Source organism: Bacteroidales bacterium, from assembly GCA_035342335.1.
GTDB lineage: Bacteria > Bacteroidota > Bacteroidia > Bacteroidales > JAGONC01 > JAGONC01.
The window spans coordinates 1-15,764 of record DAOQWY010000022.1; the positions used below are offsets into that span (position 1 = coordinate 1).

At 49.2% G+C, this 15,764-nt stretch carries 11 protein-coding genes; 2 read left to right on the forward strand and 9 right to left on the reverse strand.

Going from position 1 to position 15,764, the window contains the following annotated elements; translation table 11 throughout:
- Positions 1-194 precede the first annotated feature (194 nt).
- From PKI34_10600 to PKI34_10620, 5 genes are all read right to left on the reverse strand, one after another.
- Positions 195-989 carry a glycyl-radical enzyme activating protein gene (locus PKI34_10600; GenBank protein ID HNS18258.1) on the reverse strand — a complete coding sequence of 265 codons (795 nt, stop codon included), beginning with the start codon at positions 987-989 and terminating at the stop codon, positions 195-197.
- 226 nt (positions 990-1,215) lie between these two features.
- Positions 1,216-1,614: a hotdog domain-containing protein gene (locus PKI34_10605; GenBank protein HNS18259.1), complete on the reverse strand. Its 399-nt coding sequence runs from the start codon at positions 1,612-1,614 to the stop codon at positions 1,216-1,218.
- Between the two features lie 154 nt (positions 1,615-1,768).
- The gene (fusA, locus tag PKI34_10610; protein ID HNS18260.1) at positions 1,769-3,844 is read right to left on the reverse strand and encodes an elongation factor G; all 2,076 of its coding nucleotides are present in this window, start codon (positions 3,842-3,844) and stop codon (positions 1,769-1,771) included.
- A 36-nt stretch (positions 3,845-3,880) separates the two neighbouring features.
- Positions 3,881-4,249: a DMT family protein gene (locus tag PKI34_10615; protein ID HNS18261.1), complete on the reverse strand. Its 369-nt coding sequence runs from the start codon at positions 4,247-4,249 to the stop codon at positions 3,881-3,883.
- Positions 4,250-4,328: 79 nt separating this feature from the next.
- Positions 4,329-5,360 carry a hypothetical protein gene (locus PKI34_10620; GenBank protein ID HNS18262.1) on the reverse strand — a complete coding sequence of 344 codons (1,032 nt, stop codon included), beginning with the start codon at positions 5,358-5,360 and terminating at the stop codon, positions 4,329-4,331.
- A 176-nt stretch (positions 5,361-5,536) separates the two neighbouring features.
- Between PKI34_10620 and PKI34_10625 the strand changes: the two genes are divergently transcribed.
- On the forward strand, positions 5,537-6,154 hold the full coding sequence (locus PKI34_10625) for a YdeI/OmpD-associated family protein (GenBank protein ID HNS18263.1): 618 nt from the start codon (positions 5,537-5,539) through the stop codon (positions 6,152-6,154).
- A 51-nt stretch (positions 6,155-6,205) separates the two neighbouring features.
- On the opposite strand, the gene PKI34_10630 is transcribed toward PKI34_10625, so the two are convergent.
- Both PKI34_10630 and PKI34_10635 read right to left on the reverse strand, forming a co-directional pair.
- Positions 6,206-8,014, reverse strand: coding sequence for a potassium transporter TrkG (locus PKI34_10630; protein ID HNS18264.1), 1,809 nt, complete (start codon positions 8,012-8,014; stop codon positions 6,206-6,208).
- Between the two features lie 26 nt (positions 8,015-8,040).
- Complete coding sequence (locus PKI34_10635) at positions 8,041-8,736, reverse strand: TrkA family potassium uptake protein (GenBank protein HNS18265.1); 696 nt, start codon at positions 8,734-8,736, stop codon at positions 8,041-8,043.
- Between the two features lie 213 nt (positions 8,737-8,949).
- Between PKI34_10635 and PKI34_10640 the strand changes: the two genes are divergently transcribed.
- A complete protein-coding gene (locus PKI34_10640) occupies positions 8,950-11,223 on the forward strand; it encodes a S9 family peptidase (protein HNS18266.1) in 2,274 nt (757 codons plus the stop codon).
- A 49-nt stretch (positions 11,224-11,272) separates the two neighbouring features.
- Here PKI34_10640 and PKI34_10645 read toward each other — a convergent pair whose 3' ends face one another.
- Positions 11,273-13,681: a hypothetical protein gene (locus PKI34_10645; GenBank protein HNS18267.1), complete on the reverse strand. Its 2,409-nt coding sequence runs from the start codon at positions 13,679-13,681 to the stop codon at positions 11,273-11,275.
- Between the two features lie 39 nt (positions 13,682-13,720).
- Positions 13,721-15,685 (reverse strand): glycoside hydrolase family 97 protein, encoded by a 1,965-nt coding sequence (locus PKI34_10650; protein ID HNS18268.1) that lies wholly within the window; start codon positions 15,683-15,685, stop codon positions 13,721-13,723.
- Positions 15,686-15,764: the final 79 nt, after the last annotated feature.

The following is a 15,764-nucleotide window of genomic DNA, read 5'->3' on the forward strand; positions in this document are numbered from 1 at the left end:
TCATTCGTTGTCATTCGTTGTCATTCGTTGTCATTCGTTGTCATTCGTTGTCATTTTGTTTATTGACAACTACCTACTGACTACTGTCAACTGGCTACTGCCTACCGGCTACCGGTTACTGGCTACTGCCTACCGGCTACCGGCTACCGGCTACTGCCTACTGGCTACTGCCTACCTGAAGACCTTGAGGCTGCTCACCCCCCTATCGTCACCTTCATTCCAATGCCCTCAAAAATCTTCTTCAACTCGTTGAGTTTCTCCATCGAGGGTTCCTGTAATTCCTCCAGCTTATAATTCATCTTAAACCTTTGATATTTGCTCTTTGCAATCAGGTGATAGGGCAGAAGGTCGATCTGTTCCAGCCCGTTCAGCTCTAGGAGCAGGTCACGCAGGGCGACAACGTTTTTTTGCGTATCGGTTATTCCCGGAATGACCGGTATTCGGATGTCGACCTTTTTACCCATTTCCGAAAGAAACATCAGATTCTTCAATACCTTTTCGTTCGTCACGCCGGTGTATTTCAGATGATCCTCAGAATCAACAAGTTTCAGGTCATATAAAAAAAGGTCAACATGGTTCATCACCTGCTCGAGAACTGTTTCAGAAACATGTCCGCAGGTGTCAAGTGCGGTGTGGTATCCCCTCTCCTTTGCCAGCCGGAGAAGTTCCAGGAGAAATTCCGGCTGCATCAATGGCTCCCCTCCTGAGAAAGTGATCCCTCCGCCTGACTGGTCATAATAGATGCCATCCTTTTCGATCTCCCTCATTACCTCACTGGCTTCCACCCATCGGCCCGACACTTCTTCCGTCCTGTAAGCCCTTCCATCCAGTGACCGCTCCCTGATAACCACTTCTTCGTGTTTTGCCTGGCTCTCCGGATTGTGGCACCACCAGCACCGCAGCGGACATCCTTTGAAAAAGACGGTCGTTCGTATGCCCGGCCCGTCATGGATGGAAAAATGCTTGATATCGAATATAATACCTTTCACCAATAAATTTCAAATGTAAAATACTGAATACTAAATAAAACAGGGACTCTTTCAAAAAAAGGAAAGGAATTCATTTAGCACATCCAGCAGGCATACAATCCCTTGCCGTTGTTATGATAAAGGGTGCTATAGAACAAACGTGAATTCATGGCTGAACGATGGATTGCAAAATTAAGACGGTTCAGGCTGATTTTTAATGCAGAATATTATTTAGATCGATTCTAATTTACAAAAGGTATTCCCTGGTGATCATTTCTTTCACCGATGCCTCAATGGGGACTGCCTTCCCTGCATCGTCAATCTTGACAAACGTGATATACGTTGAGCAGACGGTCTCTTCCCCGCGGGAAGGGAAATCATAGCGTCGAGCCTCCACGAGCAGGGTTATGGAGGTGGTACCAATGCGCTTGACCTCACCGTAGATCCGGATGTGGTGACCCATTTTGACGGGTTTCTTAAAGGTCACTTCATCCATTTTCAGGGTGATCATATTGGGGGTAGAACATATATAACTGGCCAGCGATGCGCCGGCCTCATCCAGCCACGACAGCATCGTGCCACCGAACAGGTTGCCTTTCACCCCAATATCGCTGGTTTTGCAAACCTTGGTTGAAATATACACCATTTGCCTACCGTACTGTCGTCACTATGTGACTTTAAGGAATTTGAAAATCAAAAATAACCATAAATCACCATAAATAACCACACATAACCATAAATAACCATAAAGAACCATAAATAACGCGAGGCCGTCAGGCCGGGCAAATGACTATGAATGACTACGAATGACCATCTTGTTTCTCACTCAGTTTCTTAATGATCTCCTCCTGCAGCGCCTTCGAAACCGGCATATACCGGTAAAAATCCATGGAGAAATTCGCCCGGCCGCTGGTTATGTTCCTGAGTTGATTGGCATAACCAAACATTTCACTCAGCGGAACAATGCTCACCAGTTTCTGGGATCCCTTCCTGAACCTTCGCATCGACTCAATCTTTCCCCTGCGGCGGTTCAGGTTCCCGACGATTTCTCCGATATGCTCATCAGGGGTGTTGATCTCCACTTTCATGACCGGTTCCATCACAATGGGACTGGCTTTCATAAATCCACGCTTGAAACAAATGGAAGCACAGGTCTGAAAGGCCAGATCGGATGAATCAACCGGGTGGTACTTTCCGTCGAGTAAAACAATTTTGATATCCACGATGGGAAATCCTGTCAAAATACCATCCGCCATTGTTTTCCGGATTCCTTTATCCACAGATGGAATGAATTCAAGCGGTATGGCGCCTCCCTTGATCTTGTCAACAAACTCATAACCGCAACCTTCATTGGGTTCCAGACGGAAAAGTATTTGGGCGAACTGACCTTTTCCTCCGGTTTGTTTGACATGGCGGTACTCTGACTCCGTCTCCATCGTAATGGTCTCACGGTAAGCCACAGAAGGCTCTCCCACATTCACCTCTACTTTATGTTCGTAGAGGAGCCTGTCGACAATGATCTCAAGATGCAGTTCCCCCATTCCTGCGATCACGGATTCTTCTGTTTCTTCATTAAACCTGATATGAAAGGAAGGATCTTCCGCAGCCAGCTTGTTCAGTGCCTCTCCCAGTTTTCCCTGGTCAGCCCGCTTTGCAGGTGTGATCTTCAGTTCCAGCACGGAAGGAGGCACCTGTATGGATTCCAGGTGCAGCGGATACTGCGTGTCGCAAAGGGTATCCCCTGTCCTGGTGAACTTCATTCCGATCAACGCCACGATCTCTCCGGGACCTGCCTCGCTGATCTCCTCCCTGTCCTTGGCATGGATGCGGAGGATGCGCCCGATTCGTTCCTGCTTGTCCCGGGTCGAATTCAAAACAGCCATTCCACTTTTTAGATGTCCCGAATAAATCCGGATGAAGGTCTGCTGGCCCACAAACGGATCATGGATCAGCTTGAATGCCAGCGCAGTAAAAGGTGATTTTACAGAAGGGTAACGGGTATGGGATTTATCCGGATCTTTGGTATCGAGACCCACGACCGCTCCGATATCCAGCGGTGAAGGAAGATAGTCTACAATGGCATCAAGCAGCTGGGGGACACCTTTGTTCCTATAGGCGGCTCCACAGAAGACAGGGGTCACCATCATCGTGAGCGTGGCCTGGCGTGTCACTTTTTTGATCTGTTCAACTGGAACCTCTTGGTCTTCAAGGAATAATTCCATGATCCTGTCATCAAACTCAGCGATTTTTTCGATCAGATAAGATTTGGCTTCAGCCGCTTTCACCCTGTATGCATCAGGTATGCCGGTGACTGTGCACTCGGTTCCGTTGAAGATGATCGCCTTTTGCTCCACCACATCGATGATTCCGGTAAAGTCTTCTTCCTTGCCCATGGGCAATTGAAAAGGTATGGCGTTGGCATCGAGGTGCCGGTTCATCATGGATACCGCCTCGTCAAAATCTGCCCCGGACCGGTCCATTTTATTGATGAACGCGATGCGGGGGACCTTGTAACGGTCGGCCTGATGCCAAACCGTTTCACTCTGCGGTTCCACGCCGCTGACCGCGCAAAACACGGCCACCAGTCCGTCGATGACCCGCAGCGATCGCTCCACTTCGATAGTAAAATCAACATGACCAGGTGTATCGATCAAATTGATCTGGGATCCCTTCCAGTTGCAGGTGATGGCAGCCGAGGCAATCGTTATGCCTCGTTCCTGCTCCTGCTTCATGAAATCCATGGTCGCCTGGCCGTTGTGAACTTCTCCCATTTTACGGGTCGTTCCCGTATAAAACAGAATCCTTTCAGTGACCGTGGTCTTGCCAGCGTCAATATGGGCAGCAATTCCAATATTTCTGAGATTGTTCAATGGCATGATCCGTTCTTATTGATGTACAGAAGTGGAGTACAGTTATTTTTTAAAGACAAAATAAACTGCAAGGATTAAAAAAACAAATCCAATGAGATGATTGATGCGGAAGGTCTCGTTCCGAAAGACCATCAGCGTGAAAAGCATGAATACCACCAGGGTGATCACCTCCTGAATGACCTTTAACTCCACCAGGGTAAATGGTCCGCCATTTCCTTTGTATCCGAAACGGTTGGCTGGTACCTGAAAAAAGTATTCAAACAGGGCTATTCCCCAGCTGATAAGAATTACGGCCAGCAACGGAAGCGTGCTGAATCCTTTCATGTCCTTGAATTTCAGATGGCCGTACCATGCCAGGGTCATAAATGTATTCGACAGCAGGAGAAGTCCTATTGTATAGGCAGATTTCATTGGGGTCCTTAAAAGTGGGCGCAAAGATAGTGCTTTTCAGAGCCGGATAATATTTTCCTGATCAGGCAGCTTTCTTTTCTTACCTTCTCAGCCTTTTTAAAAGGGCGTGCGTCTCAATCCAGTAAATATCCAAACTCCCGTTTACCGGTAAACCTGTCCCCGGTAGAGATCCGGCTGAGAAAGCTGAAGCCTGGAGGCGGGGATCTATCAGCGCAGCAGGATCGTTGATCTGACGCGGATTGCCATTGGTGGCAAAAAAGAAATACTTGCCGCCGGGAGTGATGTGCGGTGAATATTCATTACCGGAGGTATTGATCTCCGGTCCAGGGTTGACAGGCTGGCTCCAGTTGTCATCCTCGTCACGGAAACTGATATAGTAATCGCTTTGCCCGAAAGATGAATCGCTCCTTATGGCGCAAAAGACCAGGTAACGCTCATCAGGGGAGATGCAGGCATTGAACGGGTATTCAGGACCGTTTATGATTTCGGGTAATTTTTCAGGTTTGTTGAACTTACCATCCGCTCTCGTGCTTCTGTACAGGTCACATCGGTCACCCTGGGCATCATATCTTCCGAAGTACAGTGCACCGTCGTTGGTCACAGAAGGGAAAAACTCCGTTTGTTCCGTATTGATGGGATCCCCGATAGGTTGCGGCTCCATCCAGCCTTCCATTGTCTTGTACGTGTACCATATGTCGAAATCTTTCTTAGCATACGGTTTGCCTTCTGATGGACGATTGGAGATAAAATACAGTCCTCTGCCCCGTGTGGAAAAAATGGGTTCGGCATCATCATATTTACCTGAAAAAGAGGCAACTTCAGGCTCAGTCCATCGGCCATCAGTCTCTTCCGTGTGAAGGATCGTGTAAATGGAATCAATGACCCGTGTGAAAAACAATTCCCTTCCGTCGAATACAAATGCCACATCTCTTTCTTCCATCCCGGTGCTGATGATGCCCGGAGCAAAGATCTTAACGGTGTCTCCCGGAAGTTCCTGCCCGAGATAGATACCTTCAAGGAGAGGGAAGTTATCTGATCCTTTTTCCGGACGGGGATTTGAACAGGCGGAAAGGATCAACAGAGCGACAGGGAGTATATTTTTGTTCTTCATGGTTATTGGGGATTAAATATTGTTATTCATGGTCATTTATAGTCATTTGTAGTCATTTGTAGTTAATTTTGATATATCGGAAAAACGAAAATACACAAGTTTACCATATATTCAAATGGCAGAAATGTTATAATTTTGGATTGACTGCAGCATTCATCCATAAAGTACATACAGCCATGGCAACAAAGGATAACCGGATCGACACATACATCATTAAGTCAGCCGACTTTGCAATTCCGGTCATGACACATCTGCGATCCATCATTCATGATGCCTGCCCGGAGGTCAGGGAGACCATGAAATGGAGTTTTCCGCATTTTGATTACCGGGGTGCCATTCTGTGCAGCATGGCCTCATTCAAACAGCACTGTGCTTTCACGATCTGGCTGGCGTCACAGATGAAGGATCCGCACGGCATCCTCACCACAGGCACCGGCCGGCTGGCCATGGGAAACCTGGGAAGGATAACGTGCCTGGAAGATTTACCCCCTGATGATATCCTGAAAGGATACCTCAGGGAAGCCATGATCCTGATCGAAAAAGGAGTCCGCCTGGCAAAGAAGGAACCGGTAAATACACCGAAAGACCTGCTGATCCCGGAAGATTTTCAAAATGAGCTGGACCACCATCCGAAAGCACTTGAAACTTTCAACCGGTTCTCCCGCTCCAATAAAAAGGAATATGCAGAATGGATCAGGGACGCAAAAACAGAAGCGACACGGAGTAAAAGGATCGCCACAGCTCTGGAATGGCTAACAGAAGGAAAATCCCGCAACTGGAAATATCAAAAATAGGTATTTCTCCTCTCTCCCCTCTCCTCTCTCCTCTCTCCCCTCTCCCCTCAGCTACCCCACCATCACCCTGATCTCCGGGTATCGGTAATGTGTGGAGATGATGGGACGGCTCAGGAACAGGGCCAGTGTCAGTGGGCCGATCCTTCCGATGAACATACTGATGAGGATGATTGTTTTACCGGCATCCGACAGCAGAGGGGTTATGCCCGTTGAAAGCCCGACGGTCGCAAAGGCTGACACTTCTTCAAACACCAGGTGCATAAACCGGACATCGGGTTCGGTGAACGACAAAAGAAAAACGGAGAAGAAGATCAGGAACAAGGCAAACAGCGCGATGGTATAGGCCTTGTCGATCAGTGAAAACGCAATGGTATGATGATATGCCTCTACATTACGCTTACCGCGAATGGTGGCAAAAGCAGATTTGATAATAATGGCCAACGTGGTGGTTTTGATGCCCCCACTCGTACCTCCGGGTGATCCCCCCACATACATGAGGAAGATAAAGAAGATCAGCACGGGCTGGGCAAATGTAGCCACGTCGACCGTATTGAACCCTGCTGTCCGGGCACTGACCGAGTGAAAGATACTGGTCACGGCAAGATCCCTGACATCCATGCCGGAAAGGGTAAGATCCCAGTGCGCATAAATAAAAACCAATGCTCCTGCCAGAATGAGGGACAAGGATGTCATTAAAACCAGACGCGACGCAACCGAGAGATTCTTCCAGGGATGAATAAGCTTCTTCCAGTGAGTCAACAGCTCATAGAATTCCTCCAGTGTGACAAAACCTATTCCTCCCAGGAATATCAACAAGGCGATGCACATATGCAGGCTGTACGACTGTGCCACCCACTGCTCGGTCAGGCCCCCCGGGAAAAGGGAGAAACCTGCATTGTTAAATGCGGAGATACTGTGAAACAAAGAGAAGTATACCTGTTGTGCAGACCCGGTGAATGCCACCTGATCGTTCCAGGTCAGAAAAATCAGGATCGTGCCTGCAATTTCAATGATGAGGCTGAAAAATACGATCCTCCGCAACAGGATACGTGTGTCGGAAAGTCGGTCCGTGCTCAGGAAATCCTTCATGATGGACTGGTACCTGACGCTGTCGGACCGGTAAAACGAGGCAAAGAACGTTGCAAAGGAAACAATGTTGATACCTCCCAGCTGAAACAGGATCATGATGACGATCTGGCCCTTCAGAGTAAAATGGTTCGCTGTATTGACGACCGTGAGGCCGGTGACACAACTGGCGCTTGTCGATGTAAACAGGGCATCAAGGAACCGGATGCCTGAATGGGTCATTTCCGGAAGCAATAATAAAACCGTGCCGGCAGAAATCAAAATGATGAAGGAGAGGGTCATCAGGGTTGACGGCCCCAGCTCAAACAGCCGGAGTTTGTGACTTGCCTTGCCAGTTTCAAGTCCGACAATAATGAAGAAGTAGAGCTGGACAAATAAAAGAGCATAGGGCCGTATGTCAAAACCAAGGCTTTTGCTTACAAAATTGATGATGGGAATGTTAAAGATCTGGTATAACAGCGCAATGAGCAGAATGAACAGCAGGATCAGCGCTTCGGTCAGATTCTCCCTGATATAACGGCCTGGATGAAAATCATAAAAAATATGCGTAAGAAATTTAAAAATGTAAAAGCCAATGCTGATGGTAATGATGGTACTGACAATGGACGTGGCCTCGCTGGTCTTCGGATAGCCGTAATAATAGAGGATACTGGCAAGGGTTACAAGCGATACCAGTAAGGAAGCAATCCTTAAGCTACGCAGGACCAGAGTTTTATGAGTAAACAGGCGTAAATTGATCCGTTCCCTGATCCTGTTAATGAAGGCTTTGTTCATGGGTAAAATGGATAGAAGAGACGCTATCAGTCATTGATCTCAATGAACCGGTCGATATCCTTGTTTTTACCAAATACCACCAGAAAGTCTTTTTCATCAATAACTGTCCTGGAATCAGGCACTCCGGCGATATGTTGTTCGACCACCGGTTCATCATCCACTTTGACGATGGTTTCTTTTTTTATCGTTACCAGGCTCAGACGGTAACGGTCACGCAGGTCAATGTCATCAAGGGTCCGGCCCACACAACGTTTGGGAGCAATCAGCTCGGCGATCCGGTAATCGTCCGGTAACTGCAGGTAGGATACCAGGTTGGGATTTAACAGCCGTTCGGCTACGATAATCCCCACCTCATCTTCCGGAGAAAATATCTCCTTGATACCCAATTGCATAAGGATGCGGTTCTGAGCGGCTCCCCTGGCCCGGGCAATGATCCTTTTGATGCCTAAATCCATGAGCGTGACGATACACAGAAGTTCCTGCTCGAAATTACCACCGATGGCGACAACGACCGTATTGTAATCCTTGATATCCTGAGAAAGCAGTGCCTTCTTATCGGTCGCGTCCAGGGCTACCGCATAGGCCACTTCATCGGCAATCATCTCGACCAGGTCAACCTGAATATCAATGGCCATCACTTCTGCACCACTCTTGGATAACGACCGGGCAATCGCTCCCCCAAACTGACCAATCCCGATGACCGCAAATTTTTGCCTGTTCATGGTTTTAAAATGACAGGCAAAAGTAATACTAAAATATCCGGATTATTCCCTGGCAGATGAAAATTATTTCGTACGGCTTCGGGAACCACAGGGTTTCTGAGCTTGTGCCGGGCGGGGTAGATCTCAATAAAGAAACACTCACCCTGCAATTAACAGGAAAAATGTACTTTTGAAAACGATATATCCGGTGCAACACTTAATTCCAATATTACCATGAAAGCAGTTAACAAAAACCTTTGTGCGGTCATTTTCTTTCTCGGCTTCCTGTTTCTTTTCCGGATTCCCGTGACGGGACAGGAGAAGCAGGAAGATCCGTCACTTCTCTCCATTGATCGTATCTTCAATTCAATGGAATTCATGATGGACCGGGTCATGCCCATCCGCTGGATCGAAGACGGAAATGCCTATACTACATTCGAGAGGTCAGAGACAGTGAAGTTTGGAAGGAACATCGTTCGATATGAAAGCCTGTCCGGTGAAAAGAGCATTATGGTCGGTGCTGACAAATTCATTCCAGAGGGTGAAGAAAATCCCCTGTCATTTGATGACCTGTCCTGGTCCAATGATCGTGAAAAGCTGCTTTTATTCACGAATACCCAAAGAGTTTGGCGCTCCAACACCCGTGGGGATTACTGGCTGTTAGATGTCAAAACCGGATATCTTTATCAGCTCGGCCAGGGGTTGCCCGAATCCTCGCTGATGTTTGCCAAATTTTCACCCGACGGTTCAAAAGTGGCGTATGTTTCCAAAAACAACCTCTATACGGAAGACCTGACCAGCCACCGGATCACTAAGCTGACCTATGACGGTTCGGAAACCCTGATCAACGGCACGTTCGACTGGGTGTATGAAGAGGAGTTTTCCTGTCGTGACGGATTTTCCTGGAGTCCCGACGGAACGCGCATCGCATTCTGGCAGCTGGATGCTTCAGGAATCAAGACTTTTTACCTGATCAACAATACGGACTCCCTGTATCCGTACACCATTCCGGTCCAGTATCCCAAGGTCGGTGAACCACCGTCAAAATGCCGCATCGGCGTCATCCCTGCCGACGGCGGAAAGGTTACCTGGCTGGATATCCAGGGTGATCAGCAGGAACATTATCTCCCCAGGATGATGTGGACCGAAGCGACAGGGCAGATCCTTGTCCAGCAATTGAACAGGAAACAAAACACCAACAAGCTCTGGCTTTGTAACAGCACCAATGGAGAGGCAGAGAATATCTTCACCGATCAGGACGACGCATGGCTGGATGTGGTGGATGACTGGCGCTGGATCAGCGATGGCATGGAATTTCTCTTTATCAGTGAACGGGACGGATGGCGCCACGCTTACCGCATTGATCTGAAAAAAGGCAAGCCAATCCTGATCACCAAAGGTGATTATGACGTCATTTCCATCAAAGGGATCGATCCCGAAGAAGAATACCTCTACTTCATTGCATCACCGGAGAATGCTACCCAGCGGTATCTGTACCGCACCCTGCTCGACGGGAAAAAGAAACCTGAGCTCCTCTCGCCCGAAAATATGCCAGGTACGCATAGTTACAATATGTCGCCCAATACGCATTTTGCCTACCATACGTTTTCCAGTGCAAACACTCCCCCTGTAACCACGATGATATCCCTTCCTGATCACAAGGTTCTCCGGGTCATTGCTGATAATCAGCACTTCAGGGAAACAATGGCAGAAATAAAAAAACAACCCAGGGAATTTTTCAAGGTTAAGACCTCTGATGGCGTCGAAATGGATGGATGGATGATGAAACCGCCTGATTTCAATCCGAAACGCAAGTATCCGGTCCTCTTTAACGTCTATGGCGAACCCTGGGGCCAGACAGCGCTGGATGCCTGGGATTATGATCTGCTGTGGAACATTCTCATTGCGCAGAAGGGCTATATCGTCATGACTATGGATAACAGGGGCACGCCCTGTCCAAAGGGCCGTGAATGGCGAAAATCCATTTACCGGAAAATCGGGGTCATCAATTCCAGGGATCAGGCGTTGGCAACAAAGGAAATTACCAAATGGAAATTTGTCGATCCGGAAAGGATAGCGGTATGGGGCTGGAGCGGCGGCGGATCTATGACGCTTAACCTGATGTTCCGTTACCCCGGTATCTACCAGACGGGTATGGCTGTGGCACCCGTTGCCAATCAGCTGCTGTACGACAACATCTACCAGGAACGATACATGGGTTTGATCCCCGAAAACCTGGACGACTACACCGAAGGTTCACCGGTCACCTATGCGAAGAACCTGGAAGGGAACCTGTTGATCGTTCATGGAACAGGAGATGACAATGTCCATTACCAGAATACGGAACAGCTGATCAACGAACTGGTAAAATACAACAAACTGTTCCAGGTGATGCCCTATCCCAACCGGTCGCACGGAATCTGGGAAGGGGAGAACACGTCACGGCACCTTTACACCCTGCTGCTGGATTATCTCATAAAGCATACGGAGCCGGGGGGGAGGAAATAGACAGTCAGCAGTCAGCAGTCAACTGTCAACTGTCAGCAGTCGTCATTTCTCATTTCTCATTTCTCCTTTCTCCTCTCTCCTCTCTCCTCTCTCCTTTCTCCTCTCTCCTCTCTCCTCTCCTTTCCATCACCTCCGCAAGCTCCCTGGCCTGTTTGAGAAATTCGGTCAGGTTCATCTCCTTGAAATAGATCAGGCCATGTGCTGCGCGTATCCTGGGATGCTCATTCTCATAAAAGAAATTCTTGCCAAGTAACAGCTGAATTTCCTTGAGCTGTTCCACCCATATCTTCTGTGCCAGCTCAGAAAAAGGACCGTTGTATTCATAGCTTGGAAACGAGGCATTGACCTGGCTCACATAACAATTCCGGAATGCCTCCCGGGTTGTGGCAAGCGAGTTCAAAGAAACGGGAATAATGATGCTGGCTTCGGCAGGATGGAACCGGTACCAGACGTTCCGGTACCCCCAGATGCGCAAACGGCTGAGGTCTGCCCCCTTGCTCCATTCCCTGAGAGCTTCCGCCAGGGTCTGAAGTACCTTGTAATGGGTGTCGGGGCCGCTGCCCTCGGGATCCAATGCCACACTGATCACCGTTGGCTGAACGGAGAGGATCAGATCCAGCAGCGGCCGGACGTCCCTTTCCTGATCCGGTTGTTGGGTGAAAATATCCCCGGTGTAGAATCCAAGACGAAGATGATGGATATGTTTTACCTGAACACCAAAATGAGCCCATACCAGCTCCTCTTCAAACTCCCGGATCATTCCTTTCAATGTCTGAATGTCCGGGGGATTCTTTTCCCCGTCGTAACTGGTTTGAAGGCGTGACAGGATGGACCGGATCTGCTGCGATAATTCTTCAGCCTGGTTAACCTGCCAGATCTGAACAATGGCACGGATGATCCTGTGGGCCAAGCCGCGCCGCCGCTCAAAAGGATCCATTGAGGCCACGTTGTCCAGAAAATGATAAACATCCTTATCCCATTTGTAAAGATACCCCCGCTTAAAAAAGTCCGGATACTGAATCATCTGAACCAGGCCCTTTTCCAGGAACATAAGCGTTTCGGCAAGCGCATCACGGATGAAGGCATTGGTGATGGCTGTAAAACCTGATGTCAGAATGGCAAAATGAGATTTATTCGTGGCCGACCGCAGCTGGTGGGCAATGTGAGGAAGTAAGCCCAGCATGATGTCATCGTGATGGGGACCGGTATGCAGGAAGGTCTGATGAAACTCCTGCTCTACACCTTTCAACAACTTCCTGGTGATGTTTTCACCCACAGAATGGACAGATTGAAGATCCAGGTCCGGGATCCTGCTACAGGCCGGATCATTTTGCAGATCCTCCAACAGAATATGGTGGCCGTATTTGTCAATTTTTTTGCAGAGATCGATCACCGCCCGGTCTGTCTTTTCCTGGTTCCAGGTTCCCATTGCATAATATCGTGCAACGGAATCCGACAACCGTGAAGCAGCACCCTGGGTCAGGTAAAACCGGCTCCCGGGAAGCTTTTGCAGCACTGTGGCAGGATAGACATTCGTGGGGCCGCTCTCGAGCGATGCTTGTATGACCCCTGCCTTGGATTCTCCGGCTGCAAAAATGATCGCGGTAGCGTTCTGATTGTAGGTGATCGTTTCCAGACCGATGGTGATCACCATCCGGTGTCCCGAGATTTCAATCCCTCCCAGATCACCCGCAGCCACCGCCTGTGTTTCGAAGTTGGTGGCCGTGAGCCGTGTGGTGGAATGATGATCGGATCCCCTTATATTGAAGGCAATATGCCCGTCGGGACCGATCCCCCCCAGGAAAAAGCCGATCCCGCCCAGTTCACGAATCTTCTTCTCGTACCGGGTGCACCAGTCATCGATCAGGAAAATGGACTCCCGCTGGATCAGATCAGCCCGGGTGGAGCATTCCCTGTAACGCAGAGTGTTATCAATGACATTGTCCGGAAATACCCGGCTGTAATGCATTCCATTGGCCAGGGGGATCTCGTCGGCATTGATCAGCAAAGCCTTTGTGCGGTCAAGATTGAATTTTTCAATGTAAAATTCATTGACATAATGATAGAAACTGTTGTGCTGGTCCGGAGCAATGGGGTAAAACTCGTCGATCTGAACAAAATGCAGCCCTCTGAGATCAGGTCTGCGGGAAACAGTAAGACCATATCGCTCCCGTATCTTTTTGACTTTTGGATCATTCCAGTGCTTAAGAAAATGATCTGTCCAGTAAATGAAATATTCCGGCGTTTTACCGGTGGGAAGACTGATCACTCCCTCCGGATTCAGGGAGGCCCATTCCAAAAAGCGCAATGCAGCCAGCATGCCCAGGGTGGGAAAGCTTTCCACGACAATGTAGGGTACGGCTGTTGTCGGCTCGTTTAGTCCTGAAAGATGAAAAAAAGCAGCTTCAACCATCGAAAATCCACGGGGTACCATCACGTAACCTTTATAATTCCACAAATGTAAGGAGTTTTATTTCATCCAGCCTGAGCTCTCAGCTCAGTCACCCACAGGAGCCAGCACTGCTGCCATGCCTCCGCCCGCTGCCATGCGTATGGCCAGCTTTTCACCGGAGATGATCCTGCCGGAGGTCTTTGCATAATCGCCCGCAAACCGGTCGCTGTTCATCCCATCCACGTAAAGATCATAGGCATAGTTGCCCATGGGCAGGAACGACAGATCGACGGTGAGTTCACGCGGTGACCAGTCATTCATCCCTCCCAGGAACCATTTTGTCCCGCTTCTCCGTGCAACGACCACATAATCACCCACTTTTGCATCCAGTACGATCGTTTCATCCCATACGGAAGGCACCTCCGAGAGGAATTCCATGCATTGTTTCTCTTTCAGATAGTTTGACGGGCTGTCGGCAAGCATCTGCAGCGGGCTTTCGTACACGACATACATGGCCAGCTGGTGGCAGCGGGTTCCCTGGCTCATCGGGCGGTCGAAGACGGCATGGAACTGTGCCTGCTGCGCATGGAGCATGGCCCCGGGAGTGAAATCCATCGGCCCGGCCGCCATCCGGATAAAAGGCAGGGTGACATCATGCTCGGGTGTGATCACATCGCTCCATTTGTTCCATTCCAGTCCCCTGACGCCTTCGCTGGTCAGCACGTTCGGCCAGGTCCGGTTCAGCCCTGACGGCTTGCAGGCACCGTGGAAGTCGACCAGCAGGTGCCGGCTGGCAGCCTCGCGGGCGATCTTCCAGTAATATTCCACCATCGGCTGATCATCCCGCTGCATGAAATCCACCTTGATCCCTTTCACTCCCCAGAGAGCAAACTGATCAAGGGCTTCCTGCAGCTGGTCGTCCAGCGTTTTCCAGATCACCCACAGGATGATCCCGACATTTTTCACCTTACCGTAGTCAACGATCTCCTGGATAGTGATTTCAGGGCTGATATCCAGCAGGTTTCCCAGTCTGTACCAGCCCTCGTCCAGAATCACATATTCAATCCCGTAAGCAGAGGCAAAATCGATATAGTATTTGTACGTTTGCGTGTTGATCCCGCTTTTGAAATCAACACCATAGATATTGTTTGCGTTCCACCAGTCCCAGGCCACCTTGCCTGACCGGATCCACGACGGGTCCTTGATCCGGCAGGGAGATGACAGAAGCCAGGGAAGCTGGCTGGTGATCAGGTCACCGTCGTTTCCGGCGACAACCATGATCCGCCATGGAAATTCACGGAAACCGGAAGTCCGGGCAATGTAGTCATACCGGTCGGTCACTTTTACATCCCGGTCCCGTGTCTGTTCTTCTTTTTTAGGATAGGCCGGGAAGAGAGACCGGATGGTATGATCGCCCTGCCCGGTGAGCCACATACCGGGATAGTCCTCCAGCGATGACTCCGTCAGCAAGATCTTCGTGCCGCCGGGTGACTCGGCCAGGGCCGGCAAACTGCAGAAACGGCCCGGAACAATGCTGTCCAGCGGTAGATAAAGGTAGGCCCGTTCGTTGTGTGAAAAAAAGCTTTCCTCCTCCGGGAAATAAATATGGGAATTATCCGGAAATTTCATCGTGCACTCTTCATTCTCCACGATAATATCTCCCCGTAAACGGGTGGAGAACCGATAGGCAAAACCTTGGTCATAAACCCTGAAAACCAGTGAATATTCGCCCTTGAACAGGATTTCCAGTTCATTATGCCGGTCGGGTATGCGTTCGCTCTTTTGTTTTACCACCGGAACAAAGATCGTATCCACGCTTCTGGTCACCTGGGTATCAACGGCAGCACCCACCCCGATAATCCCCTTCTCCCTGATTTTCATCGAAATGCCTGATACCTCCATTAAATAATCGTTTTTGTAAAAGACCTTGACGGAAACGCTGTCTTTTGTTTCAATCAGTATGTGGATGTCTTTTCCGGGTGATTCAATCCGGAAGGATTGGCCATTCATCGCGGATGGATTGGAGAGAATGAAAAAGATAACGAAGAGGGAATAAATGGATGCTTTCATAGTGAACAGGTTTTATGCATAATTGTTCGATTGTTCTGTTACAAGATGGCTTCTGTCCACTGCTCCCTACCGACGGATC

What these genes read in the sequence shown, in the direction of transcription:
- PKI34_10605 (HNS18259.1), bottom strand. Translation starts at nt 1,614, where the DNA reads ATGGTGTATATTTCAACCAAGGTTTGCAAAACCAGCGATATTGGGGTG.
- fusA (HNS18260.1), bottom strand. Translation starts at nt 3,844, where the DNA reads ATGCCATTGAACAATCTCAGAAATATTGGAATTGCTGCCCATATTGAC.
- PKI34_10615 (HNS18261.1), bottom strand. Translation starts at nt 4,249, where the DNA reads ATGAAATCTGCCTATACAATAGGACTTCTCCTGCTGTCGAATACATTT.
- PKI34_10620 (HNS18262.1), bottom strand. Translation starts at nt 5,360, where the DNA reads ATGAAGAACAAAAATATACTCCCTGTCGCTCTGTTGATCCTTTCCGCC.
- PKI34_10625 (HNS18263.1), top strand. Translation starts at nt 5,537, where the DNA reads ATGGCAACAAAGGATAACCGGATCGACACATACATCATTAAGTCAGCC.
- PKI34_10630 (HNS18264.1), bottom strand. Translation starts at nt 8,014, where the DNA reads ATGAACAAAGCCTTCATTAACAGGATCAGGGAACGGATCAATTTACGC.
- PKI34_10635 (HNS18265.1), bottom strand. Translation starts at nt 8,736, where the DNA reads ATGAACAGGCAAAAATTTGCGGTCATCGGGATTGGTCAGTTTGGGGGA.
- PKI34_10640 (HNS18266.1), top strand. Translation starts at nt 8,950, where the DNA reads ATGAAAGCAGTTAACAAAAACCTTTGTGCGGTCATTTTCTTTCTCGGC.
- PKI34_10650 (HNS18268.1), bottom strand. Translation starts at nt 15,685, where the DNA reads ATGAAAGCATCCATTTATTCCCTCTTCGTTATCTTTTTCATTCTCTCC.